Source organism: Roseivirga sp. AWQ4_251, from assembly GCF_056158225.1.
This window is the reverse complement of sequence record NZ_JBSWSW010000001.1, coordinates 215,844-241,621: the sequence shown is the minus strand read 5'-3', so window position 1 is coordinate 241,621 and position 25,778 is coordinate 215,844. Positions and strand designations below refer to the sequence as shown.

General features: G+C 40.6%; 22 protein-coding genes. 17 read left to right on the top strand and 5 right to left on the bottom strand.

All coding sequences use genetic code 11. The annotated features are described in order from the left end of the window. Positions 1-61: 61 nt before the first annotated feature. The gene (locus ACXACJ_RS01205; RefSeq protein ID WP_475132432.1) at positions 62-1,894 is read right to left on the bottom strand and encodes a family 43 glycosylhydrolase; all 1,833 of its coding nucleotides are present in this window, start codon (positions 1,892-1,894) and stop codon (positions 62-64) included. Between the two features lie 175 nt (positions 1,895-2,069). On the opposite strand from ACXACJ_RS01205, the gene ACXACJ_RS01200 reads away from it, so the two are divergent. Further along, positions 2,070-3,581 carry a carboxylesterase/lipase family protein gene (locus ACXACJ_RS01200; protein WP_475132431.1) on the top strand — a complete coding sequence of 504 codons (1,512 nt, stop codon included), beginning with the start codon at positions 2,070-2,072 and terminating at the stop codon, positions 3,579-3,581. 1 nt (position 3,582) lies between these two features. Here the strand turns inward: ACXACJ_RS01200 and ppk1 are convergent, their stop codons facing one another. Further along, positions 3,583-5,625, bottom strand: coding sequence for a polyphosphate kinase 1 (gene ppk1, locus ACXACJ_RS01195; protein ID WP_475132430.1), 2,043 nt, complete (start codon positions 5,623-5,625; stop codon positions 3,583-3,585). Positions 5,626-5,697: 72 nt separating this feature from the next. Beyond that, positions 5,698-6,198, bottom strand: coding sequence for a hypothetical protein (locus ACXACJ_RS01190; protein WP_475132429.1), 501 nt, complete (start codon positions 6,196-6,198; stop codon positions 5,698-5,700). 150 nt (positions 6,199-6,348) lie between these two features. Here ACXACJ_RS01190 and ACXACJ_RS01185 point away from each other — a divergent pair, with 150 nt between their 5' ends. The 5 genes from ACXACJ_RS01185 (at position 6,349) to hisB (ending at position 11,764) form a co-directional block, all read left to right on the top strand. Then, positions 6,349-6,804, top strand: coding sequence for a hypothetical protein (locus ACXACJ_RS01185; RefSeq protein ID WP_475132428.1), 456 nt, complete (start codon positions 6,349-6,351; stop codon positions 6,802-6,804). A gap of 529 nt (positions 6,805-7,333) precedes the next feature. Continuing rightward, the gene (gene hisG, locus ACXACJ_RS01180) at positions 7,334-8,194 is read left to right on the top strand and encodes an ATP phosphoribosyltransferase (protein ID WP_475132427.1); all 861 of its coding nucleotides are present in this window, start codon (positions 7,334-7,336) and stop codon (positions 8,192-8,194) included. Further along, the gene (gene hisD, locus ACXACJ_RS01175; protein WP_475132426.1) at positions 8,191-9,480 is read left to right on the top strand and encodes a histidinol dehydrogenase; all 1,290 of its coding nucleotides are present in this window, start codon (positions 8,191-8,193) and stop codon (positions 9,478-9,480) included. Before hisG ends, hisD begins: the two co-directional genes overlap by 4 nt. Then, entirely contained in the window at positions 9,473-10,528 is a 1,056-nt protein-coding gene (gene hisC, locus ACXACJ_RS01170) for a histidinol-phosphate transaminase (protein ID WP_475132425.1), read from the top strand. Before hisD ends, hisC begins: the two co-directional genes overlap by 8 nt. A gap of 135 nt (positions 10,529-10,663) precedes the next feature. Further along, positions 10,664-11,764 (top strand): bifunctional histidinol-phosphatase/imidazoleglycerol-phosphate dehydratase HisB, encoded by a 1,101-nt coding sequence (gene hisB, locus ACXACJ_RS01165; protein ID WP_475132424.1) that lies wholly within the window; start codon positions 10,664-10,666, stop codon positions 11,762-11,764. Between the two features lie 69 nt (positions 11,765-11,833). On the opposite strand, the gene lysS is transcribed toward hisB, so the two are convergent. Continuing rightward, positions 11,834-13,540, bottom strand: coding sequence for a lysine--tRNA ligase (gene lysS, locus ACXACJ_RS01160; protein WP_475132423.1), 1,707 nt, complete (start codon positions 13,538-13,540; stop codon positions 11,834-11,836). Positions 13,541-13,686: 146 nt separating this feature from the next. Here lysS and ACXACJ_RS01155 point away from each other — a divergent pair, with 146 nt between their 5' ends. Continuing rightward, on the top strand, positions 13,687-14,046 hold the full coding sequence (locus ACXACJ_RS01155) for a BlaI/MecI/CopY family transcriptional regulator (RefSeq protein WP_475132422.1): 360 nt from the start codon (positions 13,687-13,689) through the stop codon (positions 14,044-14,046). Beyond that, positions 14,039-15,223, top strand: coding sequence for a M56 family metallopeptidase (locus ACXACJ_RS01150; protein ID WP_475132421.1), 1,185 nt, complete (start codon positions 14,039-14,041; stop codon positions 15,221-15,223). The genes ACXACJ_RS01155 and ACXACJ_RS01150 overlap by 8 nt, the downstream gene beginning before the upstream one ends. Positions 15,224-15,302: 79 nt before the next feature. Here the strand turns inward: ACXACJ_RS01150 and ACXACJ_RS01145 are convergent, their stop codons facing one another. Beyond that, positions 15,303-16,514: a proline dehydrogenase family protein gene (locus tag ACXACJ_RS01145; protein ID WP_475132420.1), complete on the bottom strand. Its 1,212-nt coding sequence runs from the start codon at positions 16,512-16,514 to the stop codon at positions 15,303-15,305. Positions 16,515-16,597: 83 nt separating this feature from the next. Between ACXACJ_RS01145 and ACXACJ_RS01140 the strand changes: the two genes are divergently transcribed. The 9 genes from ACXACJ_RS01140 to ACXACJ_RS01100 all read left to right on the top strand — a co-directional run bounded on the left by ACXACJ_RS01140 (position 16,598) and on the right by ACXACJ_RS01100 (position 25,701). Then, on the top strand, positions 16,598-17,683 hold the full coding sequence (locus tag ACXACJ_RS01140; RefSeq protein ID WP_475132419.1) for a chorismate mutase: 1,086 nt from the start codon (positions 16,598-16,600) through the stop codon (positions 17,681-17,683). Then, a complete protein-coding gene (locus tag ACXACJ_RS01135) occupies positions 17,676-18,218 on the top strand; it encodes a prephenate dehydratase domain-containing protein (protein ID WP_475132418.1) in 543 nt (180 codons plus the stop codon). The genes ACXACJ_RS01140 and ACXACJ_RS01135 overlap by 8 nt, the downstream gene beginning before the upstream one ends. 267 nt (positions 18,219-18,485) lie before the next feature. Next, complete coding sequence (locus ACXACJ_RS01130; protein WP_475135061.1) at positions 18,486-19,583, top strand: chorismate mutase; 1,098 nt, start codon at positions 18,486-18,488, stop codon at positions 19,581-19,583. Next, a complete protein-coding gene (gene aroB, locus ACXACJ_RS01125) occupies positions 19,580-20,614 on the top strand; it encodes a 3-dehydroquinate synthase (RefSeq protein ID WP_475132417.1) in 1,035 nt (344 codons plus the stop codon). The genes ACXACJ_RS01130 and aroB overlap by 4 nt, the downstream gene beginning before the upstream one ends. Then, on the top strand, positions 20,611-21,840 hold the full coding sequence (locus ACXACJ_RS01120) for a 3-phosphoshikimate 1-carboxyvinyltransferase (RefSeq protein WP_475132416.1): 1,230 nt from the start codon (positions 20,611-20,613) through the stop codon (positions 21,838-21,840). The genes aroB and ACXACJ_RS01120 overlap by 4 nt, the downstream gene beginning before the upstream one ends. Before the next feature lie 67 nt (positions 21,841-21,907). Further along, on the top strand, positions 21,908-23,656 hold the full coding sequence (locus tag ACXACJ_RS01115) for an ABC transporter ATP-binding protein (protein ID WP_475132415.1): 1,749 nt from the start codon (positions 21,908-21,910) through the stop codon (positions 23,654-23,656). Then, positions 23,656-24,234 carry an NUDIX domain-containing protein gene (locus ACXACJ_RS01110; protein ID WP_475132414.1) on the top strand — a complete coding sequence of 193 codons (579 nt, stop codon included), beginning with the start codon at positions 23,656-23,658 and terminating at the stop codon, positions 24,232-24,234. The genes ACXACJ_RS01115 and ACXACJ_RS01110 overlap by 1 nt, the downstream gene beginning before the upstream one ends. 157 nt (positions 24,235-24,391) lie before the next feature. Continuing rightward, on the top strand, positions 24,392-24,973 hold the full coding sequence (gene nudK, locus ACXACJ_RS01105; RefSeq protein WP_475132413.1) for a GDP-mannose pyrophosphatase NudK: 582 nt from the start codon (positions 24,392-24,394) through the stop codon (positions 24,971-24,973). Between the two features lie 77 nt (positions 24,974-25,050). Next, the gene (locus ACXACJ_RS01100) at positions 25,051-25,701 is read left to right on the top strand and encodes an SGNH/GDSL hydrolase family protein (protein ID WP_475132412.1); all 651 of its coding nucleotides are present in this window, start codon (positions 25,051-25,053) and stop codon (positions 25,699-25,701) included. Positions 25,702-25,778: the final 77 nt, after the last annotated feature.

Genomic DNA, 25,778 nt, shown 5'->3' with positions numbered 1-25,778 from the left:
TAACATAAAGCAGACAATAAAAAAGGCTTTAGTTCTATTCTAACATAGAGCCTGAAAAACTTTACTTGGTGTATAGAATTTCACTTCGGGTGGAAATACCGTTTTCGTTAAAGGCCTCCACTTGATAATAGTAGCCCTGATCGGTATTTAATGCACGAAGCTCATAATTTGGCTGCTCATACATGAGTGCCGATAGATTCAGTTTATCCTTAGCAATGCCCCAATAAATCACATAACCAGTAGCGCCTTCAACTTTATCCCAAGTCAAATCTGTGTTTCTTCTATCACTTTGGCGCTTCGCTGAAAAATTAGCTGGTGTAGCAGGTTTAGCTTCTTTGCCTTTTCCGAAAACTCTGAATTCAGAAATTGACAAATACTCATTTGTGCAATACACATGGTTATATCGAATATATCTTGCTTCTGCTGATTCTTCCAATTCAATATAGGCATGAGGCATATCGCGCTCATTTTTAGAATAATCGGCTATTACATCCCAGTTTTTACCATCCAAAGAACCTTCAATTACAAATTGTTGCTTCAAGGTATCTGGGCGGCCAAAAATCTTGCTGTTGAAATCTTGAAAATTAATCTGGATCGCCTTCACATCCATCGGCTTTTGAAGGTCGACCTCCACATAAATTGAATCATTATTGGCTTCAGAAACCCAGTATGATCTGATTTCTTCATCGTTGATTTTATCAATGTTGAAATCTTTGATTTGGCCTAGCATATAACCTGATTCACTTTCATCAACCACGTTAATATCCTTTTTCACCACTGGTGAATTTGTTTTCACAGGCTTTTTGTACGAAAGCAACATCCAACCCGTAAACCTTTCCTTATGATCTTCCACTTCAGCTCCTGGCAAATAATGAGGGTAATCTCCATAAGCGGTGTTTACGTACATTTGTCCATTATCTTCAAAACCAGCCGGATACATCCCTATTCTACGTTCGAACTTATAATTCACAGAGATGGCCATGGTTGAATAATGCCAGTAATTTCCGTTGTTATCTTTCACCGTGCTACCGTGGCCAGAACCTTTCAAGAATCCACCAGGTTTATAAGAAATTGGATTGTAAGGCGCATATTCAAAAGGGCCTAACGGACTTTTACTGGTATAGACTCCATCAGCGTACACATTCCACTGAGTTCCTGGCGCTCCATATTCCAAGTAGTAAGTATCGCCATGTTTTACCATCCAAGGCCCTTCAATAAATGGCCCAATATCCGATCTGTGATCTTGTCCAAAACGCTCCCAACCATGCTTTTCTGGATCAAGGAAAAACAAATCAGTTTCTCCGCCTTTTGGCACATAATAATTGTCCGCATCAAGTTCTACCGCACGAATAGGATTTACATTTGAAGACTCTTCATACAGATACACCTTATTATCATCGTCCACAAATAGATCGGGATCTTGAATTCCGTTTGGCGTATTAAGCACCGCAAAATTGGTTGTCCAATTGCCTAACTCTGGATTATCGGTTTCAATCACGGCTCCTCTTCCGGATGGATCTCCATAAACAATGATTTTTCCGTCTCGGACAGCCGCTGCCGGAGCATTACTCCCATTGAAATACCAGCTCTGAGGCCTGATAAATCGCCAATTGCTCATATCATCGGAAGCCCAATAACCATGAGAACGCGTCACAAACATGTAATACTTCCCTTTAAAATTGACTACGGCCGGATCGGCTCCAGAACGGTACGATACATTATTTTCCGCACGGTAATGCGACATGTAAGAATAGTCGATATCGATGGGGTTACAGTAAGTGCTAAAATCTTTCAAAGATTGATCTTTTGAGACACTTGCTACTTCTTGGTTTTCGGGTTTTGCACATGAGAAAAGGCAGGCCAAAGCCAATGTGCTTAAGGTGATTCGTTTCATTATGATATGCGTTAATCCAGAACTCAAAATGGAGTTCTTGAAAAGCTAAATTACGCATCTGCAAACCAAAGCCAACACAATGGTTTATGAAAGGAGAAATTCACCGTTCGATCATGATATTCGGTTTCATTTCAATTAATTTTTCTAAAATTAGTTCTTCATAAACGCGCCTCACATGAAAAATCTATTCTGCTTTTTATTCCTTCTTTCGATTTCAGTTTCAGCACAAGAAGTTGTTCAAATCACTTCTGGAAAAATCAGGGGCGTTCAATCTTCAGATGGCCAAATCAACATCTACAAAGGCATTCCATTCGCAGCACCACCATTGGCCGATTTACGGTGGAAAGAACCTCAACCAGTAACACCATGGAAAGACGTTTTATCATGTACTGACTTTGGGCCAAGTCCAATGCAAGGGAAACCTGCACCTTTCAGTATGTGGAGCGAAGAGTTTTTGATTCCTGTCGAACCAATCGAAGAAGACTGTTTATACCTGAATGTTTGGTCTTCTTCCAACCAAAAGAACAAACCTGTTTTAGTTTGGATTTATGGAGGCGGTTTTATGACAGGAGGCAGTGCAGTTCCCATTTATAACGGAGAAGCGATGGCCAGAAAAGACATTGTTTTTGTAAGCATAAATTACCGTGTCGGCATTTTTGGATTTTTGGCTCACCCTGAATTAAGCAAAGAGTCGGAACACAATGCTTCCGGAAATTATGGCTTAATGGATCAGATTGCAGCTTTAAAATGGGTAAAAGAAAACATTGAAGCTTTTGGAGGCGACCCAAGCAATGTTACCATTGCAGGGCAATCAGCAGGCTCTATGAGTGTAAATGCGCTGGTTGCTTCCCCTTTAGCCAAAGGGCTTTTCAAAAGAGCTATTGCGCACAGCGGAGCCAATCTTTCAGGCGGACAAATGACTTTGAAAGAGGCTGAGAAAATTGGCCAAACAGCCGCCATTGCTCTTAATGCTCCAGATCTAAAAACTCTGCGATCGCTACCCGATCAAGAACTTATGAGAGCCCAAGTAAGTAGAGGACCAATTGTAGATGGCTATGTTTTGCCCGAACAAATTCTTGACATCTTCCAGAAGGAAAAGCAAAATCCTGTGGATTTGTTGACTGGTTGGACGGAAGATGAAGGACTGATGCTTTCACCCGTTGTAAATGCGCAACAATATAAGCAGCGAATGAAAAGTCAATATGGAGAGACAGCTGATGACCTACTTTTATTTTACCCCGCTACGAATGATGATGTTGCCGAAAGATCACAGTTAGAATTCTCAAGAGATGTGATGTTTGGAGTTCAGAATTACGCTTGGGCAAATATTCAAGCTGAACAAGCCAATCGACATACATATGTTTATCGATTCAAAAGAAAAGTACCCGGAGAAGGTGAATACGCCAACTACGGGGCCTTCCATACTGGTGATGTACCTTACGCTTATAATAATTTAGAGTTTGTGAATAGACCATGGCAAGCGGCCGATCATGATTTGGAAAAAGCCATGTCTACCTACTGGGCTAACTTCATAAAAACAGGCAACCCAAATGGCAAAGAGCTGCCTATTTGGCCCCAATATGACTTGAAGAACTCTAATATTATGATTCTGGATTCAGAAGTAAAATCTGTTTCTCTACCCGATAAAAAAGCGTTGGATTTGGTTTACTCTATTATCAAAAACTAGCCTAAGCCTTATTCTTTAAAAAAGAATAGAAATCTCTTTGGCACCGTACCGGACTTCCAGGAAGTTCCACTTTATGGTGGTTCAATTCAGAATCTAAAAGGCGAGCCTTTGTATTATCCTTAAGTTGAAGTTCCAGAACCGTCTCTATTTCCTCTCGAATTTCATTATCGTAAATCGGGAAATTCACCTCGATACGATTGTGCAAATTTCGATGCATCCAATCCGCAGAACCTAGATAAAGCTCTTCGTTTCCATTGTTATGAAATTTGAAAATCCGGGCGTGTTCCAAGAAACTATCAACCACACGAACTGCTCGAATATTCTCGCTGTAGCCTAACATTTGAGGTCTTAACCTACAAATCCCGCGAATGATCAAGTCGATTTGAACACCAGCTTGACTGGCCTCATACAACTTCTGAATCATATGTTCTTCTTCCAGATTATTCAACTTTATTGTAGCATGAGCCTTTAAGCCTAGCTTCGCATTTGCTATTTCACGATCCAGTTTGAACGACATTTCTTCAAGCATATTCACCCTTGCCACCATCAAATGGTAAAGAGGCGTCTGAATTTCCCTTCCATATTGAAGAAAATCAAATACACGATAGAGCTCTTCCGTCATTTCAGAATGACAAGTAAGCAAACCTTGGTCTGCATACACGCCAGCGGTATTTTCGTTGAAGTTGCCAGTTCCAAAATAGGCATAGCGCTTTTCTTCTCCATCCATTTTCCGCGTAACCACAGCTACTTTGGCATGAACCTCCAACTCTTCCATGCTGTACGTCACTTTTACACCAGCATCTTCCATTTTTTGAGCCCATCGGATATTGTTGATTTCGTCAAACCGGGCCTTCAGTTCTACAAAAACTTCAACCCTCTTCCCATTTTTAGCGGCTGTAATAAAGGACTGCGCCACGGTGGAATTTGCCGCAATTCGATATAATGTGGCGCGAATTTCAGTTACTCGCGGATCGGTGGCCGCTTCGTTGAAAAACCTAAGAATGTAATCGTATGATTGATAAGGAAAATGAAGCATTCGATCACGCTTGTCGATGGCATCGAAGAGGTAACGCTCACTTTCTAGTCCAGACAAACTGATAGGCGCTAATCCTTTTGTCTTCAGCTCAGCACCTTTCGGATTCGGCAATTTAAAAAGGTCGTTCAGGTTGTGATACCTGCCACCAGAAACCAATTCTTTTTTCTTTAGGTTGAACTTTTCTGTGAGTAAAGCCAGCAATTCGTCAGGCATTTCCGCATCGTATAGAAAGCGCGTTGGCACACCCACTTTTCGCTTTTCCAACTGCCTCTTGATTCGTTCCACCATGCTCACTTTGATCTTCTTTTCAAGGCTGACATCTTGATCGCGATTCACCTTTACGCTAAAGCAGCATTCAATTTGATAGTGTTCAAAAACAAAATCTAGATTTTCACGAATTATGTCGTCCAGAAAAATGATGTGCTCCAAGCCATTCTGAGCGGATAAAACCTTGAATCTTGAAACCTCATCCGCAGGAATTTTCACATGCGCATATTCCTTTCCGCCTACTTGATTTCGCAAGCAAACCACAAAATAAAGCCTGTTGCTTTCTAGAAAAATATGTTCGGCAGTGTGGAAGAATACGGGTTGGATATTTGCTAACACTTTGGTTTTAAAAAAGTGCGTCACTTCATCTCGATGCGTCTCCAAAAGAGGTTCATTATAATATAAATGAATACCATGAGCTTGAAGAGCTGGCAATATTTCTGCCCTAAAAATGCTTCCGAACTGATTCAACTGACAGTTTACTTCTTCCAGAATATCTTTAAGTAGAGCACGCGGATCGAAGTCCAGCTCTTTTTCAATCTTCTTCTTTCCCAAACCTGCCAAAGTACGAATGGCAGCTACGCGAACACCAAAAAATTCATCGAGGTTTGAAGAATAAATGGCCATGAACTTTATACGCTCGTAAATGGGCAAATTGGTATCGAGGGCTTCTTCCAAAACTCTTTTATTGAAAGAAAGCCAACTCAGGTCACGGTCTATCAGTGGTAGTTGGGTTAGCATGTAAACGTTGGTTTTCCTTTGAAAATAAGGATTAAAGACGAAGCTTAGTTCGTCTTTAATGTCAAGATTAGGTTAATCTTTGCAATTGATTTTGGGAAGTGTGGCCGCCAAACCTAAAGAAGTCTCGCCTCCAGAAACTATAGCTTGGTCGCCTTCCAGCTCTATTTTAATTGAAGCCACATCTTCAACACCTTCTTGACTAAAAGTATATTTTGCAGAAATCACATTATTGTGGATGGTTCCTTTCAAAGTACCCTTTCGCTGATCTTTAAAAGCTGGTAGCCAATTGTAATTACCTGTCACATTTTCACCATCAATACTCAACTCCAGGCTCAAAACATCTTTGGTATTGGGTTCATCTTCAAAAAATGTTTCACTCTGGAAACACAGTTGTTCATTGGATGTGCTTTTGCCTTTTTCACTTTGACAGCCCACCAAAACGAAAACCAAGGCCATTAAAAACATGGCTATTTTAAAATAGAACTTCTTCATAGGTTGATGATTAGGAGCCAAAATCATGACTACCGAAAAGAAAACCTGAAAACTCATTCTTTGTTCATAAAGCCAGGCCATCGGAAAGCTTTCAATACCTAAAAAGTGGTATTGAATGATTCATCCTTTCGCTCGATTTCTCTTCCAAGAAAAGAACCCAAATTTGAATCAAGACAAACGAGAGACTCACACACTCATCAACAAGACAGACCTCAACTAAAGCCACACACAATGAATGGACATGTTCTAGATCACAAAATGGAGATTTCCTCCGAAACTACGAAAGGGTGTTTTCCTCCTACGTACAGTACGGTTGAAAACGATCAGGTAACCCTGAAAGACTATTATGTGCTTTACACGCATTATGCTTATAGCACAAAGTTACCGGTTGATTTTCCTACTAACATTTTGGAGGAATTTCCGAGCAAGAATTATAAACAACAACTCAAAGCCGCTATTTCCGAGCTTACAAATACGGTTAATGAGCTGATTGAATCGCAAAATGAATATTTAAAAAACTACTATGCGCTTTACATGCACTACTATTTTGGTGCAGCATTGCCCTCTGGTTTTCCAACCTGCATAGTTCAGCGATTCCCGAATGATAGTTATAAAGAAGAATTGAAAGCGGCCATCGCTAATCTTCAGAATGAAATAAATCACGAGAAAGCAACTCAGAGGAGTTAAGCTGATCGCTCTATTTATGTTTAGGTGAAGGGGGCCGGGCGGAGGATACGTTTCCGCCCATCCTTATTTTTTCAACTAATGCCGAATTTTTTTCCGTGCCCCTTTCATAAACTACCTTTCCTTTCAGTTAACAGAAATGTAACCTCAATTGCCTTGACTAATAAAGCATCTTGGTTATCTTTGCCCCTGATGTTGAAAAACTCACATATCGTTTTCACTTCTGCACATCACGTGCATCATTTCCATCATCTCTCGTAAGAGAGATTATTATATACCCCTGCCCGGCAGTTACTGTCGGTACATACGATCAAATCAAATTTCATTCAAAATAAATCAAGACATTTAAGCGTGGCTTGAAAAGGATTGACCTCTTGGCATTTAATTCATTCATCCTGAGCTTGTTTCAGGATCTGTAGAAACACTAATTGCCATTACAAAAGAGGTCTTCAGCAAGTTCAGAATGATATTCTTCCGAGAAATTTCGTTCGATGGCTAAACCCTTTTTCAATCATTCTTAGCAAGAGAAATCATGAAAAACACATTACGTATTGCCATTCAGAAAAGCGGCCGATTGAGCGAAGACTCACTTTCCTTAATCAAAGAATGCGGCATTAAAGTAAACAACGGCACAGGCAAATTGAAGGCCGAAGCCTCTAACTTCCCTATGGAATTCCTTTTCCTTCGCGATGATGATATTCCAGGTTATGTGCAAGATGGTATTGCCGATATTGGCATTGTTGGCGCCAACGAAGCTGAAGAAAAAAACAAAGAAGTTGAATGGGTGAAAAAGCTCGGCTTTTCCAAATGCCGCCTTTCGTTAGCCATCGATAAAAGCGAGACTTATAACGGTATTCAAGATTTTGAAGGAAAAAGCTTGGCTACTTCTTACCCAAAAATCCTTGGCGATTACTTGGCTAAAAACAATGTAAAAGCTGACATCCATGAAATTAGCGGCTCGGTTGAAATTGCACCGAGCATCGGCCTAGCTTATGGCATTTGCGATATCGTGAGTTCTGGTTCCACCTTATTAAGCAATGGCTTAAAGGAGGTAGAAGTGATTTATAAGTCGGAAGCTGTGCTTTTAGCCAATAAAGGCTTAAGCGAAGAAAAAAGAGTGATCTTGGAACGCTTATTATTTCGCATTGATGCTGTTCAAAAGGCTAAAAACAACAAGTACATTTTGCTGAATGCGCCAAATGATTCACTGGATGACATCATTGAAATTCTGCCTGGCATGAAAAGCCCAACCGTTCTACCGCTAGCCACAGAAGGCTGGAGTTCGGTACATTCCGTAATTCAGGAAGATGATTTTTGGCAAATCATTGAAGACTTAAGAAATGCGGGAGCGCAGGGCATTTTGGTTGTTCCAATCGAAAAAATGATTCTATGAAAATTGTAATCAATCCTGATCGCAGCTCATGGGAAGAGCTGCTAAAACGGCCAACATTGGATCTGGAAACCATTGAAGCCATTGTGAAGCCCGTGATGGAAGAAGTAAAAACGAATGGTGATTCGGCATTAAAAGCTTTCACTCAAAAATTTGATGGTGTTGAAATAGAAACTTTCAATGTTTCTGAAAAGGAAATTGAAGAAGCCATTCAGCAAGTTCCTCAAGAACTGAAAGACGCAATTCAAATTGCCAAACAGAACATTGAAGCATTTCATTCAGCACAAAAAAGTGAGACACTTCAGGTAGAAACCATGCCTGGAGTTAATTGCTATCGAAAATCCGTGGCAATTGAAAAAGTCGGGCTGTACATTCCCGGAGGAACTGCTCCTTTATTTTCAACCGTTTTAATGCTGGCCGTGCCTGCAAAAATTGCTGGTTGTAAAGAAATTGTACTGTGTACACCACCCGATAAACAAGGAAAAATCAATCCTTCGATTCTCTTTACGGCACAACTGGTTGGCGTTACTCGAATCTTCAAAGTTGGCGGAGCACAAGCCATTGCCGCATTGACATTCGGTACGGAGTCAATCCCTAAAGTGAACAAAATTTTCGGCCCAGGAAATCAATACGTTACCGCGGCAAAGCAATTATCCACCAAGTATGGCATTGCCATCGACATGCCTGCTGGCCCATCTGAAGTTGCCGTTTATGCTGATGACTCTGCGGTTCCCGCTTTTGTCGCTGCCGATTTGCTTTCGCAAGCTGAGCATGGCGTGGATTCTCAAGTGGTTCTTGTCGCTTCTAATCAAACGATCATTGATGAAGTTCAAGCCGAACTGAAAGATCAACTTTCCGTTTTACCACGCGCAGAATTTGCTACCAAAGCTTTGGAAAACAGCGTAGCAATTGTGATGGAGAATCAACAATCAGCCATTGATCTATTAAACGAATACGGAGCTGAACACTTGATTTTATCCGTGGAAGAACCTTGGAAAGCAGCCGATCAAATTATCAATGCAGGTTCTATTTTCTTAGGAAATTACACACCGGAATCAGCAGGTGATTATGCTTCTGGAACCAACCACACGCTACCAACCAACGGTTATGCAAAAATGTATAGTGGTGTTTCTTTAGATAGTTATGTAAAGAAAATCACCTACCAACAAATCACTCCTCAAGGCCTAGAGAAATTAGGGCCAGTGGTTGAAAAAATGGCAGAAGCAGAAATGCTTCAAGCGCACAAAAATGCTGTGAGGTTAAGGCTTAAATCTTTGAGAGATGTTTGATCCAAACGCATTATTAAGGCCGCACCTTCGCAATATGGTGCCGTATTCATCGGCCAGAGATGATTATAAGGGCAGTGAAGGTATTTTTCTAGATGCCAATGAAAACCCTCTTGGATCGATTACTGCTGAAAAATGGAACCGTTATCCTGATCCTTACCAAAAGGAACTAAAACTGAAGATTGCTGAGCTGAAGAAAACCCAAGCGGAAAACATTTTTCTTGGCAATGGAAGCGATGAACCCATCGATTTACTTTTCAGGGCGTTCTGCGATCCAGGCAAGGACAATGTAATTATCAATCCACCCACTTATGGCATGTACAAAGTGAGTGCAGACATCAACAATATTCAGGTAAAAGAAGTACTTCTGACCCCAGAATATGATTTGGATGTGGAAGCTATTAAAGCTTCGATAGACGAAAACACCAAACTGATTTTCATTTGTACGCCCAACAACCCAACCGGGAATGATGCTTCACTCGAAAAGATTGAAGAGGTAATTCGCAGTTTCAATGGCATTGTGGTAGTGGATGAAGCCTACGTGGATTTCACCCAAAGGGAAAGTTTTATTCAGAAACTGAAGGTTTACCCCAACCTGCTAGTACTTCAAACCTTCAGTAAAGCTTGGGGCTTGGCCGCTTTAAGGGTAGGAATGGCATTTGCTTCTGCGGAAATTCTCGGCATTTTGAATAAAATCAAAGCACCTTATAATTTGAGCGGATTGGTACAAAAAACCGTTTTAGAAGCGCTGGAAAATTCAGTAGCTAAAGATGAAATGGTGGATGAGATTCTCGAGAACAGAGCAATTTTAGGCAAAGAACTCGCAAGCCTAAGTCTGATCAAAGAGGTTTGTCCAACGGATGCAAATTTCTTCTTGGTGAAAGTGGAGAAGGCTACAGAGGTTTACAATCAGCTGATCAATCAGAAAATCATTCTGCGCGATAGATCAAGAGTAGCGCTTTGCGAAGGAGGAATCAGAATCACTGTTGGCACTAAGCAAGAGAATAGAATATTAATTGAGGCAATGAGGGGAGTAATGCAGTCACCCTGAACTTGTTTCAGGGCCTCATTTACTTTTGCCGTAATTGACGGATACTGAAACAAGTTCAGTATGACCTCTAAAAGAAAGACTGAAGTTATAACTGAATCAATCACTCGTCAACCATACTAAATCAGAAACCAAACCATGAAAAAGAAAATATTATTTATAGATCGAGATGGCACCATCATCGTTGAACCAGTTACGGATCAGCAAGTGGACTCTCTGGAAAAGCTAGAGTTTTTACCAAGCGCCATTAGCAACCTCAGAAAAATTACCGAACTGCTAGATTATCTGTTGGTAATGGTAACCAACCAAGACGGTTTGGGAACGGATTCTTTCCCTGAAGAAACTTTCTGGCCAGCCCACAACAAAATGCTCAAAACGCTGGAAAACGAAGGGATTGTTTTCGATGAGATTTGCATTGATAAAACTTTTGCCCACGAAAATGCTCCAACGCGAAAACCTGGTACAGGCTTACTGACACACTATATGAATGGGGAATACGATCTGGAAAACTCTTATGTTTTTGGAGATCGAGAAACTGATATTCAGCTTGCAGAAAACTTAGGTGCAAAAGCGATTTATATTGCCGAAGAAGCGAACGAAAGAGCTGCGTTAACCACGACAAGCTGGGATGAGATTTTTGAGTTTCTTCAAATGCCTCCACGTACTTCAGAAATTCACCGCGTAACCAAAGAAACCGATATTCTGGTTCAGCTTAATTTAGATGGTTTTGGCCAATGCAACAATGAAACGGGACTTGGCTTTTTCGATCATATGCTCGATCAGTTGGGGAAACATTCCGGTTCGGATTTGACGGTTAAGGTGAAGGGTGATTTACACATCGATGAACATCATACCATTGAAGATACTGCTTTGGCTTTGGGCGAAGCTTTCGCGAAAGCCATTGGAGACAAAAAAGGAATCAATCGTTATGGTTTCCTTTTGCCAATGGACGAAGCCTTAGCACAAGTCGCCATTGACTTTAGCGGAAGGCCGTGGCTGGTTTGGGAGGCTGAATTCAATCGTGAAAAAGTGGGTGACATGCCAACCGAGATGTTTATGCATTTCTTTAAATCATTTAGCGATGCTGCCAAATGCAACTTGAACATTAAGGTAGAAGGCCAAAATGAGCATCATAAAATTGAAGCCATTTTTAAAGCGTTCGCCAAAGCCATTAAAATGGCCGTGAAGCGGAACCCCGATGAAATGGATGTGCTCCCCAGCACGAAAGGAACTCTTTAAGAATTCGAGACAAAAAATAAGGCCCGACTTACTGAAAATCGGGCCTTTATATTTTAGAGAGAAGTTCGGTTAAACCGCGTGAACGAATAACCCTTCTTCTGTTTTTTCAACTTTGGCAACTCCATTTTGAGTTAGCTCTTTAATCGACTTATCCCATTTTTTGTTCGAAAGGCCAGCCTTCTCTTTTAATGCGGCTAGCTCCATCGTTCCTTCCTTCTTCAAATCTTCTAGAATTACTTTGGCATCTTCGCTCAATTCTATGTTCAAATTTTTCTCTGGCTTCATTTGAGGGAAGAACAATACATCCTGAATCGATTTTGAATTCGTCATAATCATTGATAACCTATCAATTCCTACTCCCAACCCAGCAGTTGGAGGCATTCCGTATTCCAAAGCTCTCAAAAAGTCTTCGTCCAGAACCATGGCCTCATCGTCTCCTCGTTTGCCTAGCTCAAGTTGTTCTTCAAAACGCTGGCGTTGGTCGATTGGATCGTTCAATTCAGAGAATGCATTACAGATTTCTTTACCATTACAAATGGCTTCGAATCTTTCTACCAAACCTTCTTTGTCAGCATGCTTTTTAGCCAATGGCGACATTTCCACAGGATAATCCGTAATGAAAGTAGGCTGAATCAATTTAGGCTCGCAGTGCTCTCCAAAAATCTCATCAATCAATTTACCTTTTCCCATAGTGTCGTCCACATCTACTTTCAGTTCCTTGGCAGTAGTTCGTAGAGCAGCTTCATCCATTTCAGAAATATCCACACCTGTGAAATGTTCAATCGCCTCGAACATGGTGAAACGCTTCCACGGACGCTGGAAATTAATTTTGTTTTCTCCAACCTGAACTTCAGTAGTTCCATGAAGGTCCATCGCCACTTTTTCGATCATGGCCTCCACCAAATCCATCATCCAATTGTAATCCTTATAGGCAACATAAAGCTCAACTTGGGTAAACTCTGGATTATGGAATCGAGACATTCCTTCGTTTCTGAAATCTTTTGAGAATTCGAAAACGCCATCGAAACCACCCACAATAAGTCTTTTCAGGTAAAGTTCGTTGGCAATTCGCAAGTAAAGCGTCATGTCCAAAGTATTGTGATGCGTTTTGAACGGACGCGCTGCAGCACCACCATAAAGCGGCTGAAGAATTGGTGTTTCAACTTCCAAATAGCCTTTTTCAGCCAAGAAGTTTCTCATTGAATTCACCAATTGTGTACGTTTTACGAATGTATCTTTAACATGAGGGTTCACCACCAAATCCACATAGCGTTGTCTGTAGCGCTGTTCTGGATCTGTAAAAGCATCATGCACTTTTCCTTCTGCATCGGTTTTTGGCAATGGAAGCGGTTTCAAGGACTTTGAAAGCACAGTAAGTTCGGTAACGTGTACCGAAATTTCTCCTACCTGAGTTTTAAAAACATAGCCCTTAATCCCTACGAAGTCACCAATACTCAATGTTTTCTTGAAAACGGTGTTGTAAAGTGTTTTATCATCGCCCGGGCTAACCTCGTCACGAGCTATATAGAATTGGATTCGCCCTTGTGAATCCTGAATTTCTGCAAAAGAAGCAGATCCCATAATTCTACGGCTCATCATTCTACCGGCCAAACTTACTTCCTTAAAGCGATCAGGCTCTTGTTCAAAACCTTCCTTTATTTCCTTAGAATAGGCGGTTACTTCAAAAGTTTCTGACGGGTAGGGATTGATTCCCAAATTTTGGAGCTCTTCTCTTTCCTGTCTCCTGATTTTTTCCTGTTCGCTTAAGATTTGCATCGTCTCAAATTTTCGGAGCGCAAGTTAGTGATTCATGCACATTTATTAAACAATTAACCACGATGTGTTTAAGTCAGAAAAATTTACTCCTAAAAAATTAGGATTACTCCGAATCATTTCGGATTTTTCCTAAATAATTAGGAACTATGAAAGACTTAACCAAAGCAGAAGAACAAATTATGCAGATCGTATGGGAACACGAGCAGCTTTTTATTAAAGACATTGTGGACGAAATGTCTGAACCAAAACCTGCCTACAATACGGTAGGTACGTTTTTGAAAATTCTGGAAACCAAAGGTTTTGTTACCAGAACCAAAATGGGCAACACATTCGCCTACTCAGCAGCAGTGCCTAAAAAAGCCTATACACGAAATTTCATGAATGGATTTTTGAGCAATTATTTCGAGGGCTCGGCCGAAAAGCTTTTCTCATTTATGGTGCAGGAAAAGAAACTAGATATAGAGCAGGTTGAAGATTTGATGAAAAAACTGAAAGACGATGAGTAGCTATTTATTAGAATCCTCGATTTGTCTTGCCGCATTTTACAGCTTTTATTGGCTGTTCTTGCATCGCGAAAAACTGCTCTCCATTAACCGGTTCTATCTTCTCGGTTCTGTATTGGCATCCATTCTCATTCCATTGCTAAACTTCGAAACCAGCTGGACACTATTCTCTTCCGCTCAAACTGAAGCTGGAATGGGCTTAAATAATGGTGGCGAATTGGCTACAGACACTGCCAATCCTGCAGCTTTTCATTTGCCATTAGGAATGATTTACATTGCTGGGCTTACCATTTCCCTTGCTGTATTAGTCTTCAAGCTTGCTTTGGTAAAAAGAAGGTTGGGTAAAAACTTTTCCTTTCAAAAGAAACATATTGAAATTGTAGAAATAGAAGAAAAAGAGGCCTTTAGCTTTTTAAACACCATCTACATTGGCAAAGAACTAGCCTCAGAAAGAGCTCTTCAAGAACAGATTATAGCACACGAACTTGCTCACATTGACGGCAAACACACCATCGACATCATCCTTTTTGAGCTATTGAAATGTGTGTATTGGTTCAATCCTTTTAGTTACTTCTATATCAAATCCGCACAGCTTCAGCATGAATTCATTGCCGACAATTACGCATTAAACAAGTCTGACGCAAAGACTTACCAAAAGTCATTGTTGCTGTTTACGCTCTCAAAAATCAACCCCAGTTTGATTTCTGGTTTTGGCCAGCACCCTATTCACAAAAGATTAAAAATGATACAAACTATAAACTCAAATATCATGAACAAATTAAAACCCCTATTTGCACTGCCCATTTTGGCGGCTTTATTCATTGCTTTTGCTTGTACCGAAGAAATGGAACCAACAATTAAAGACGAAGTTGAGGAAATTGTTTTCGAAGAAGAAGAGCTTGTGATTGACCTAGATGTAGAAATCGAGTCCATTCAAAGTAAGACCTTTTATATGGCTTCAGATTCTCTTACGGTTTCAGAAAATAAATTTGGTGAGCAGGAAATCATCCTAAGTGGAAACCCACAAGTTATAGAAGTTTATGAAACCCCAATTTCCACTGAGCAAAAGGTGGGGGCGAAAAAGCTTTACGAAATAAAGTTAGATGAAAAATCGGCTGACCATAATGGCAAAGATGTGATTCGCGTGGTTGAAGTCCCTATTTCCCGCTCGAATAACTAACATAAAAAGGCCGTTTTAAAAGTTTTAAATTATTCCCAATTGACTCAGAACAACGTTTACTTTTAAAACGGCTTCTTTTTTAAAATTTATCTTGATGAGCCAGTTCTTTCCTGGCTTCTTTTCTTCTCTCCATTTCCTTACTAATCAAAGTCAACTCTCGCCCACTCTGACCTTTAACTGAAGTATTTTCATTTGCTCTTCTAATTAAATAAGGAATTGTAGCTTTGATTGGACCGTATGGCACATACTTGATTACATTATAACCTTCAGCTGCCAAATTGAACGAAATATGATCGCTCATTCCATATAGCTGGCCAAAGTATACTCTGTGATCGTTTCTTGGCAAACCAAATTCTTCTAAATAATGCGTTACTAAGTAGTTACTCTTCTCATTATGTGACCCAGAGAACAAACCAATATCTGTGATATGCTCAATGCAATATTTGGTGGCCAAATCATAATCTCTGTCAGTCGCTTCTTTGCTAGGCTGAATCGGATCTTGATAACCCATTTCTTCGGCTCTCTCACTTTCTTTTTCCATGTAAGCGCCACGAACCAACTTTGCTCCTAACCTATAACCTTTCTCTTTGGATTCAGCATGCATTTCTTTCAAATGCCCTAGCATAGAATGGCAATACATTTGGAAGGTATAGTAAATCAAGGCCTTTTCAGTATTGTACTTGGCCATCATTTCCTTGGTAAGGTCAGTAATCGGCTTTTGAATCCAGGTTTCTTCGGCATCTATCAAAACTGAAACATCCTTTCGCTTTGCCTCAGCGCAAATCATATCTACACGCTTTCTCACCCTTTCAAAAGCTGCTTCCTCCTTTTCGGTTAAGGTTTTGCCTGCATGAATTTTCGCTAGCAAATCGAAATGTGCGAGTCCCGTTACTTTAAAGGCAGAAAAGCGAATAAACTCATATTCACCAGCCCTTTCAATAGTCCGCATAATTTCTTGAGCAGTGCCATCGAAACCCTCTTCAGTTTTTTCGCCCTCCACAGAATAATCGAAAATTGCTCCGATATTAAAGGCGGCCAATTGATTGGTAGCACGCTGACAACCATCTAAGGTTTCTCCTCCACAAAACAGGTTGAAAATCGTTTTTCTGATCAAACCCTTTACTGGCAAACCCATACTTAAAGAAAGTTTGGTAGCAGTAGTTCCCATTTTTACCAACCATGGATATTTCATGGTAGAAAAGATAAAATGAGCGCTTTTCAAATCCTCATCAGTACGCGCTGCAAAGGCATTTGTCAGATTATCGAAATCAACGAATTTTTTTAACTCCATAGGCTTTTAGAAATTGCGCAAATATAGCAACAAACCAATACTCTCCTACCTTTGTTATGGATGAGCCGTAAAGCTTAAGAATCATGACTTTAAAGCATTCTAAAAAAACTTCCCGTCCGCTGATTATTGCTGGCCCATGTAGCGTTGAAAGCCATGATCAGTTCTTTAAAACTTTGGAAGGGCTTAACCTTTCAAAAATAGATTTTATACGAGGGGGAATTTGGAAACCACGAACCAGACCCGGAACCTTTGAAGGCCGCGGCAAAGAAGCCTTTACTTGGATTGAAAAAGCAGTACGGCACTTCAACATTAAATTTGCCACAGAAGTAGCCACAACCGAACATGTAGAAATAGCCTTAAAGCATAATGTAGGAATGTTGTGGATTGGTGCCAGAACTACTGTAAATCCATTTAATGTTCAGGAATTAGCTGAATCACTTCGAGGTGTAAAGATTCCTGTTTTGGTGAAAAACCCTATCAACCCTGATTTATCTTTATGGAAAGGCGCGCTGGAAAGATTGCAAAAATGTGATGTTGAGAATCTCGGGGTAATCCATCGTGGTTTCCAAACCTTTCAAAAGACCAAATTTAGAAATACTCCTCTTTGGCAAATTCCAATGGAGCTAAAAAGTGAATTCCCTGACCTACCTATGATTTGTGACCCAAGCCATATTGGAGGCAACAGAGAAATGATTGCTGAACTTTCTCAACATGCGCTAGATCTCAATTTTGATGGTTTAATGATTGAAACTCACTTTTCTCCAGCAAATGCCTTAAGTGATGCTCAACAACAGGTTACACCCGAAACTTTCAATCAATTGCTTCAAAATTTGGTTTTGAGAGACGGCAGTTTTCAAGACGAATTGTACATCAATCAGTTAGAAACCATCAGGGAGCAAATTGACCAAGCCGACAGAGAAATTCTAGAAGCCATTGCCAGAAGGCTTAGTTTAGTAGAAAAAATTGGCGAGTATAAAAAAGCCAACAACGTAGCCATATTTCAGATTAGCCGCTGGAAAGAAATTTTGCAAAGCCGACCAGAATGGGCCAAGAGCATGCAATTAGACCCCGAATTTATTCGCGATCTTTACCGACAAATTCACCAACAATCCGTTCGTATTCAAAGCAACGTATTTGATAAAACCCAAGAAAACCAACCCAATGACTGAACTAGGACTTTTAGGCCCAGCAAACACATATCATGACATTGCCCGACAAAAGCATATTCCACATTTAAGCCACACCTTCTTCAGTTCTTTCGATGAAATCTTTAATGCTTTAAATAGAGATAAGATTGAAAAGGCGCTAATAGGTGTAAGCAACAATACTTCAGGGCTTGTAAGCAACAACCTAGAACGAATTAAATCTTCTGGCCTCAACATAATCGAGCAATTTGAACTTCCGATTCACCTTTGCTTGGGCAGCCCAAAACCTACTACCCTAGAAAACTTGCGAAAAATCTATTCGCACCCTATGGCCATTAAAGAAACACAAAAGTACTTCTCCAAATTCAGCCACATCACCTTCATCTCGAGCACAAGTACGGCTGGAGCTATTCAAGAACTAAACAACAATAGAGAAAAGAATGCTGGGGTTATTGCCAGTAAAGAAGCTCTTTTGGGAGGTCAGCTTTTAATCATTGCAGAAAACATTGAAGACCATCCTGACAACTCCACCACATTTCTTCTGGTAGAAAAGAAATAAGCCAACATTCTAATTGACAACAACCCAAGACAAACCCGAAAAACATTCGAGAATTTGCAATCGATTGAAAAACATTTTTCAAAATAATGTTTTGTCTTAATTCTGAGATGTCTATGTTTATGCCATGAACATAGCAAAGGCATACTTTTATTACTTTTTTTACTTTAGAACTCGGATGAGGTCGAGCCTGTGCTATCATTAAAAAATGAAAAAAGACATTTAGTAGCCCGGTTCGACAGAGCCGGGCTTTTTTATTGATTTTACTTTATTATGGACATCATCGACATTAAAGACTGGGGCCTCGGATTATCCGAGCATGTGCTTATCGCAGGCCCTTGCAGCGCAGAAAGTCCTCAGCAGATTGAAGCAATCGCTAAGGGACTAAAAGGAAGCCCGGTAGAACTTTTCAGAGCCGGAATTTGGAAACCCCGTACTCGCCCAGGCTCATTTGAAGGCGTTGGTGCCGAAGCCTTAGAATGGCTTCAGGCAGCCAGAGACATCTTGAATGTTCCTGTTACGGTAGAAGTAGCCAAAACAAAACATGTAGAAGCCGCTCTAAAGGCAGGCGTTGAAGTGCTTTGGATTGGAGCAAGAACCACCGTTAACCCTTTTTCGGTACAAGAAATTTGTGAAGCCCTAAAAGGCACGGACGTTCCCGTAATGGTGAAAAACCCTATCAATCCTGATTTACAACTTTGGTTAGGTGCTTTTGAAAGACTTAACAAAGCTGGAATTAAAAAAGTAGCAGCCATTCACAGAGGTTTTTCTGATCCATACGAAAAGAGATACCGCAACAAACCTGAATGGTCTATGCCAATTCACCTTAAGCGTATGATCCCTGGCATTTCTGTAATCTGCGATCCTAGCCACATTTCAGGAACCCGCGAAATTATTGGTGCAGTAAGTCAAAGAGCGATCAACTTCGGTTTGGATGGTTTGATGATTGAAACACACAATGAGCCAGACAAAGCCTGGAGTGATGCCAAACAGCAAATCACGCCTGACACTTTAAAAATCATTTACGAAAGCCTGATTTTTAGAGAAATTGCCGATGAACATCCTGAAGTTTTGAATGAACTTGAAACTTTCCGTCAGAAAATAGACCTATTGGATTCACAAATTTTAGAGCTTCTAGCGGAAAGGTTTAGGGTGATTGAACAGGTGGGGGAGTATAAGCGCGAGCACAACCTGGCCGTCTATCAACCGAGTCGCTGGCAAGAAGTAATGGAAACAAGAATTAACGAAGGCGTTAAGAAAAACATGACTGAGAAGTTCATGAAAAGCTTTTTATTTGCCATCCATGAGGAATCGGTTAAAAAGCAAGAAGCTCAACTAAAAGAAAACCGTCCTGCTGTTAAAGCATGAGTAAAATCGAAATAGATACCATTGAATCAAGCCTTCCTTCTGCATTGGCTTCCATCGGGTTTTCCAAATTGGCAGTTCTTGTCGATGAGAACACAAAAGCCCATTGTTACCCTATTGTAGAAGGACTGCTTCCTGAACATTTACTGATTGAAATTCAGTCGGGCGAAGAGCATAAAAATCTCAGAACCTGCGAACACATTTGGGAACAGCTTACCAGCCATGCTTTCGATAGAAAGGCTTTGCTCATTAATTTGGGCGGAGGCGTAATTGGCGATATGGGTGGCTTCTGTGCGGTCACTTATAAAAGAGGCATCCGATTCATCAACATACCTACCACCCTTTTGGCAGCAGTAGATGCCAACGTGGGTGGTAAGTTGGGTATCGATTTTATGGGTTTTAAAAACCATCTTGGCTTTTTCCAAGAACCTGAAACAGTACTCATCGACTCTGTTTTTCTCAAAACCTTAAGCCAACGCGAATTAAGATCGGGTTTTGCCGAAGTAATCAAACACGGACTTATTGCCGACTCTGATTACTACGAGCAAATCATCGCTTCTGGACTTGACACCGAACATTGGGAGGCGATCATTGCCCATTCGGTTCAAATCAAAAACGAAGTGGTAAAAGCCGACCCTAAAGAAGCTGGACTTAGGAAAATCTTAAACTTTGGCCATTCTGTAGGCCATGGTATAGAAAGCTATTATCTCAGCACCCAAAACAAGCTACTTCATGGCGAAGCCATCGCAATTGGAATGATCTGTGAAGCGTATTTGTCAAAAAAGATGTTGGGGCTTTCTGAAGAAAATCTTGATGAAATTTCTGGTTCCATTCTCAAGATTTATCCCGAAATTAACATTGCAAAAGAGGATTTCACGGGCATTATCAAACTGATGTACCAAGACAAAAAGAACCGCAACAACCTCCTCAATCACTCTCTACTTCAGGCTGTGGGTAAGGCTACTTACGACATTGCTGTAGACGAGAAAGACGTTATCGACTCCTTATTCTATTTCACCAAACTCAAACAATGACTACCGACCAGCTTCACCTGAAACATATCACCAAGTTAAATCAGGTAACCATTCCGCTTCCCGCTTCGAAAAGCGAGAGCAATCGTGCCTTAATCATCAACGCTTTATCGGGAAACCTTTCGAAAATCGAAAACCTTTCAGCAGCTCGCGACACCCAAACGATGATCCGTTTATTGGCAAGCGAAGATGAAACTTTGGACGTATTGGATGCTGGCACAACAATGCGCTTCTTAACAGCTTTTACCGCTGTAAGCGAAACGGCTCGCACCTTAACAGGAACAGCTAGAATGCAACAAAGGCCTATCAAGATTTTGGGAGATGCGCTAAAAACCTTAGGCGCTAAAGTGAAATATCTGGGAGAAGAGGGATTCCCTCCACTAAAAGTTAAGCCAATCACCGAACAAAAGGCCACTCATATTAAAATGAGAGGAGATGTAAGTAGTCAATTTATTTCGGCCATTCTAATGATTGCGCCAAGACTACCAGAAGGCCTTCAACTTGAATTGAAAGGAAAAATTGGCTCAAGGCCTTACATGCAAATGACGCTAGACATGATGCGCCTTTTTGGAGTGCAAGCCAACTGGACCAACAACACCATTGAAATCCAGCCTCAAGAATACAAAACCTACCCATATGTAGTTGAATCTGATTGGTCAGGAGCAAGCTATTGGTACAGTTTTGTAGCTTTGGCCGAAGAAGCCACCGTGAAACTGAAAGGCTTAAGACAAAAATCACTTCAGGGCGATATTGCTATTGTGCATATGATGAACCAATTGGGCGTTATGAGCACTTTTGAAGAAGATGGCGTTGTGCTTCAGAAAATCCCACACACACAAGAGGTAAATTTCGACTTTACCGATTGCCCAGACCTTGCCCAAACTATTGCGGTGGTTTGTGCAGTTAAAAAGATCAAATGCACCATGACAGGCCTTGAAAGCCTTCGCATTAAAGAAACCAACCGTGTGAAAGCCCTCAAAAAGGAGCTCAAAAAATTCAAGGTGAAATTGAAGGAAGTTGAACCAGAGGTATTTGAAGTACGATCTAAATTTGAAACTTCTTCAGAGCCTATTGAGATTCAAACCTACGAAGATCACCGAATGGCCATGGCTTTTGCTCCGCTCTGCACTCAGCAAGAAATCATCATTAAAGACCCTTCAGTAGTGAATAAATCCTACCCAAGTTTCTGGAAAGATGTAGAAGCTGCAACTGGAGAGAAAGTCATTTAAATTACTTTCTCAGAAATGAACTAAGCTGGTTTTAAAGAAGTTGGGCTTTCTGTAGATTTAAACAATCATGGCAAAGAAAAAACTCAACAACATAACCTTTAAGCATGTCTTCAAAACCATAATGTGGCCGAGAAGAGGATTACTAACTATTGGTTTGTTTTTAATTCTAATAAAGAGTGCTTCAAGTTTTGTTATACCATATGCCAGTAAGTACCTACTGGATGATGCAATCCCAAATCAAAATGTAGAGATGCTTAAAAAGCTAATAGGCTTTTCGGTTCTCTCCATTATTGTGCAAGCAACAACCTCATTCTCACTGACCAGGCTCCTCAGTGTACAGGCCCAAAAAATGATTTCTGAACTTCGAGTTAAAGTTCAAAGGAAAGTTCTTTCACTGCCTATCAATTACTTCGACAGTACTAAATCGGGAACTTTGGTATCAAGAATTATGACCGATGTTGAGGGTGTTCGAAATTTGGTAGGGACAGGCTTAGTCCAAATGATTGGAGGACTACTTACTTCCATAGGGGTAATAGTCGTACTAATTAACATTAGCCCCAAATTGACCGCCATTGTGCTATTGCCAGTATTGGTTTTTGGCATAATTCTAATGCGTGCCTTTGGGTACCTAAGACCAATTTTCAGAAAAAGAGGGCAATTAAATGCTGAGGTTACTGGTCGTTTAACAGAAACACTCAATGGGGTGCGCGTAATAAAGGGCTTCGGAGCAGAAGCTCAAGAAATCAAAGTTTTTGGATCAGGAGTTGATGAGCTTTATCAAAATGTAAAAAAGACATTGACAGCAACTGCCCTAGTAACAAGTTCCGCAACCTTTTTATTAGCAGGTGTAGCAAGCTTAGGCATTCTAGGTATAGGTGGCTATTATGTGATTTCAGGAGATTTGAGTATCGGTGACCTCCTCCAATACATCTTTTTACTTGCCATAATGACTGCCCCAATCGTCCAAATGTCAAATATCGGGAGCCAAATTACCGAAGCCTTTGCGGGCTTAGACAGAACGGAGGAAATCATGAAAACCAAAGCGGAAGATGATGATCCTAAACGGACTGTTGAGTTAAAAGAAACAAACGCAAACATTGAGTTCAATGATGTCACTTTTGCTTACGAAGAAGAAGTAGACGTTCTTAAAAAAGTAAGTTTTAGTGCTCCTTCCGGAAGCGTTACAGCTTTGGTGGGCACATCAGGGTCGGGAAAATCTACCATAGCGGGTCTAGCAGCTTCTTTCCTTAACCCAAAATCAGGAACCATAACCGTAGATGGCATCGACCTTTCTACGGTACTCCTAAAAAGCTACCGCCAAAACCTTGGCGTTGTACTACAAGATGACTTCCTTTTTGAAGGAACAATTCGGGAGAACATTCTTTTTCCTCGCCCAAATAGCAGTGAAGAAAAACTTCAAGAAGCAGTTAAAGCGGCTTATGTAAATGAATTCACCGATCGCTTTGAAAAAGGCCTAGACACCGTAATCGGAGAAAGAGGCGTGAAACTTTCCGGTGGTCAAAGACAGCGAATCGCTATTGCAAGGGCTATTTTGGCCAATCCAAAAATCTTAATTTTAGATGAAGCCACATCGAATCTCGATACAGAAAGCGAAACCTTCATCCAACAAAGTTTGGCCGAATTGATGAAAGGTCGAACCACGTTTGTAATTGCCCACAGACTTAGCACTATCCGCAAAGCCGATCAGATTTTAGTGATAGAACAAGGCGAAATAGCAGAAAGGGGAACTCACGAAGAATTGATAGAGAAAGAAGGCCGCTACTATCAATTATATACTTACCAAGCCAGAATTTAATGAACGACAGAATAAAAATCATTGACGAGAAAGTAATTGCAGACCGTTGGTTCACATTAAAAGACATTACGTTCGATTACACTTGGAACAACGGAAAGGTGCAACGACAATCGAGGGTCGTTTATAAGAAAAGTAATTATGCGGGAATTCTGCTTTACAACTCAGAAAAGCAGACCGTTGTATTAACTCGCCAATTCCGGATGCCTTCATTCCTAAACCAAGCTGAAGATGGCTTCTTAATTGAAGCCTGTGCTGGAATGCTTGAAGAAGACAGTCCTGAGGAATGCGTAAAAAGAGAATCTGAAGAAGAAACTGGCTTTAGAGTTAAGCAAGTGAAAAAGGTGTTTGAGGCCTATACCTCTCCTGGCACATTGAGCGAAATGGCTCATTTATATATCGGAGAATATGATGCCAGCATGAAAGTTTCAGAAGGTGGCGGAACGGACATTGATGAAGATATTGAGGTTATGGAAATCTCATTCGCACAAGCTTTGGAAATGGTTCAAAATGGAGAAATCAAGGATGCAAAAACCATTATGCTTCTTCAATATGCTCAAATCAATAAAATTTTAGGCTGATCACTTCAGCTAGCTTAAAAGAAAACTGGCAAATCTTTCTTTCCCTTTTCTACTGATACACGCTGTGCTAATCAGATAACTCTGCAGCCAAAACTTAAAACAACTCTTGCTTCAATAGGCCGTTATTATCTGCTCCACCAAAACGCGAGCAGATCCTATGGACCCAAAAATCAAAATCGTTAAGAAGGAAGTTCTATCAGATAATTGGTACATCCTTAATAAAATCACCTTCGATTACACAAAATCAGACGGTTCTACGCAAAGGCAAGAAAGAGAAGCTTACGATCGTGGCAATGGAGCTACAATCCTTCTTTACAATAAAGAGCAGGGAACCGTTGTGCTCACCCGACAATTCAGAATGCCAACTTTTATCAATGGCAATGAAAACGGAATGCTAATTGAAGCCTGCGCGGGATTGTTGGAAAAAGATAATGCCGAGGACTGCATTCGTAAAGAGACCGAAGAAGAGACTGGCTATAAAATTAAGGGTGTAAAAAAGGTCTATGAAGCTTACATGTCTCCAGGGTCAGTCACTGAAATTCTATATTTCTTTGTTGCGGCATATGAGAAAGACATGAAAGTAAACGATGGCGGTGGAACTGACGAAGAGGAAGATATTCAGGTTTTAGAAATGCCTTTTAACCAAGCGCTAGAGATGATTCGAAATGGAGAAATCAAAGACGCTAAAACCATTATGCTGCTTCAGTATGCCCAAATCAATCAGCTTTTAGAAAGTTAAGCGCTTTCCACTTCTATATTTTTGATTGTATTCCCGTAAGGCTCTGCTTAGATTGAGCCTTCACAATTCTTATAAATATGAAACGCGCTATATTATTCTTCGCACTGGCTTTGTTTGCCATTTCTGTTCAAGCTCAAGATCCATTGAGATTTGCAGAAGAGGTTTCGAAGTTCAAAAACGATCAAGGTTCAGTAAATTCAAACGAGCTCATTTTATTCACAGGAAGTTCAAGTGTTCGCCTTTGGGTTGATTTCAAAAGCTATTTCCCAAATCACAACGTGCTAAACAGAGGTTTTGGCGGTTCTGAAGCCAGCGATTTGGTTTACTATTTAGATGAACTCGTTTTGAAATATAAACCCGAGCAGGTTTTTATCTATGAAGGAGACAATGACCTCAACAGTGGTAAAAAAGCCAAAGCCATTCTAAAAGACATGAAAGCTTTAGTTGAGAAGATACACACTGCTCTTCCTGAAACTGAAATTGTTTTTATTTCTCCCAAACCCAGCATCGCGAGAGCTTCTCTGAAGAAGAAGTACATTTCGTTCAATAAAAAGCTGAAAACACTGACGTCCAAATGGGAGTTTGTATCGTATGTTGATGTATGGTCGACCATGTTCAACGAAGATGGAAGTTTGAAAGAAGACATTTTCATTGAAGACGGTTTGCATATGAACAAAAAGGGCTACGATTTGTGGATTGAAGAAATTCGTCCTTTGTTGAAGTTCTAACCTTAAACCAATTAGTACTGAAAGGTTGATTTCACAACTTGTTTAGCGTGGTTCAAATGCATTGATCAGCATTAGAA

Coding starts and splice junctions, on each gene's coding strand:
- ACXACJ_RS01205 (WP_475132432.1), bottom strand. CDS start 1,894: ATGAAACGAATCACCTTAAGCACATTGGCTTTGGCCTGCCTTTTCTCA.
- ACXACJ_RS01200 (WP_475132431.1), top strand. CDS start 2,070: ATGAAAAATCTATTCTGCTTTTTATTCCTTCTTTCGATTTCAGTTTCA.
- ppk1 (WP_475132430.1), bottom strand. CDS start 5,625: ATGCTAACCCAACTACCACTGATAGACCGTGACCTGAGTTGGCTTTCT.
- ACXACJ_RS01190 (WP_475132429.1), bottom strand. CDS start 6,198: ATGGCCTGGCTTTATGAACAAAGAATGAGTTTTCAGGTTTTCTTTTCG.
- ACXACJ_RS01185 (WP_475132428.1), top strand. CDS start 6,349: ATGAATGGACATGTTCTAGATCACAAAATGGAGATTTCCTCCGAAACT.
- hisG (WP_475132427.1), top strand. CDS start 7,334: ATGAAAAACACATTACGTATTGCCATTCAGAAAAGCGGCCGATTGAGC.
- hisD (WP_475132426.1), top strand. CDS start 8,191: ATGAAAATTGTAATCAATCCTGATCGCAGCTCATGGGAAGAGCTGCTA.
- hisC (WP_475132425.1), top strand. CDS start 9,473: ATGTTTGATCCAAACGCATTATTAAGGCCGCACCTTCGCAATATGGTG.
- hisB (WP_475132424.1), top strand. CDS start 10,664: ATGAAAAAGAAAATATTATTTATAGATCGAGATGGCACCATCATCGTT.
- lysS (WP_475132423.1), bottom strand. CDS start 13,540: ATGCAAATCTTAAGCGAACAGGAAAAAATCAGGAGACAGGAAAGAGAA.
- ACXACJ_RS01155 (WP_475132422.1), top strand. CDS start 13,687: ATGAAAGACTTAACCAAAGCAGAAGAACAAATTATGCAGATCGTATGG.
- ACXACJ_RS01150 (WP_475132421.1), top strand. CDS start 14,039: ATGAGTAGCTATTTATTAGAATCCTCGATTTGTCTTGCCGCATTTTAC.
- ACXACJ_RS01145 (WP_475132420.1), bottom strand. CDS start 16,514: ATGGAGTTAAAAAAATTCGTTGATTTCGATAATCTGACAAATGCCTTT.
- ACXACJ_RS01140 (WP_475132419.1), top strand. CDS start 16,598: ATGACTTTAAAGCATTCTAAAAAAACTTCCCGTCCGCTGATTATTGCT.
- ACXACJ_RS01135 (WP_475132418.1), top strand. CDS start 17,676: ATGACTGAACTAGGACTTTTAGGCCCAGCAAACACATATCATGACATT.
- aroB (WP_475132417.1), top strand. CDS start 19,580: ATGAGTAAAATCGAAATAGATACCATTGAATCAAGCCTTCCTTCTGCA.
- ACXACJ_RS01120 (WP_475132416.1), top strand. CDS start 20,611: ATGACTACCGACCAGCTTCACCTGAAACATATCACCAAGTTAAATCAG.
- ACXACJ_RS01115 (WP_475132415.1), top strand. CDS start 21,908: ATGGCAAAGAAAAAACTCAACAACATAACCTTTAAGCATGTCTTCAAA.
- ACXACJ_RS01110 (WP_475132414.1), top strand. CDS start 23,656: ATGAACGACAGAATAAAAATCATTGACGAGAAAGTAATTGCAGACCGT.
- nudK (WP_475132413.1), top strand. CDS start 24,392: ATGGACCCAAAAATCAAAATCGTTAAGAAGGAAGTTCTATCAGATAAT.
- ACXACJ_RS01100 (WP_475132412.1), top strand. CDS start 25,051: ATGAAACGCGCTATATTATTCTTCGCACTGGCTTTGTTTGCCATTTCT.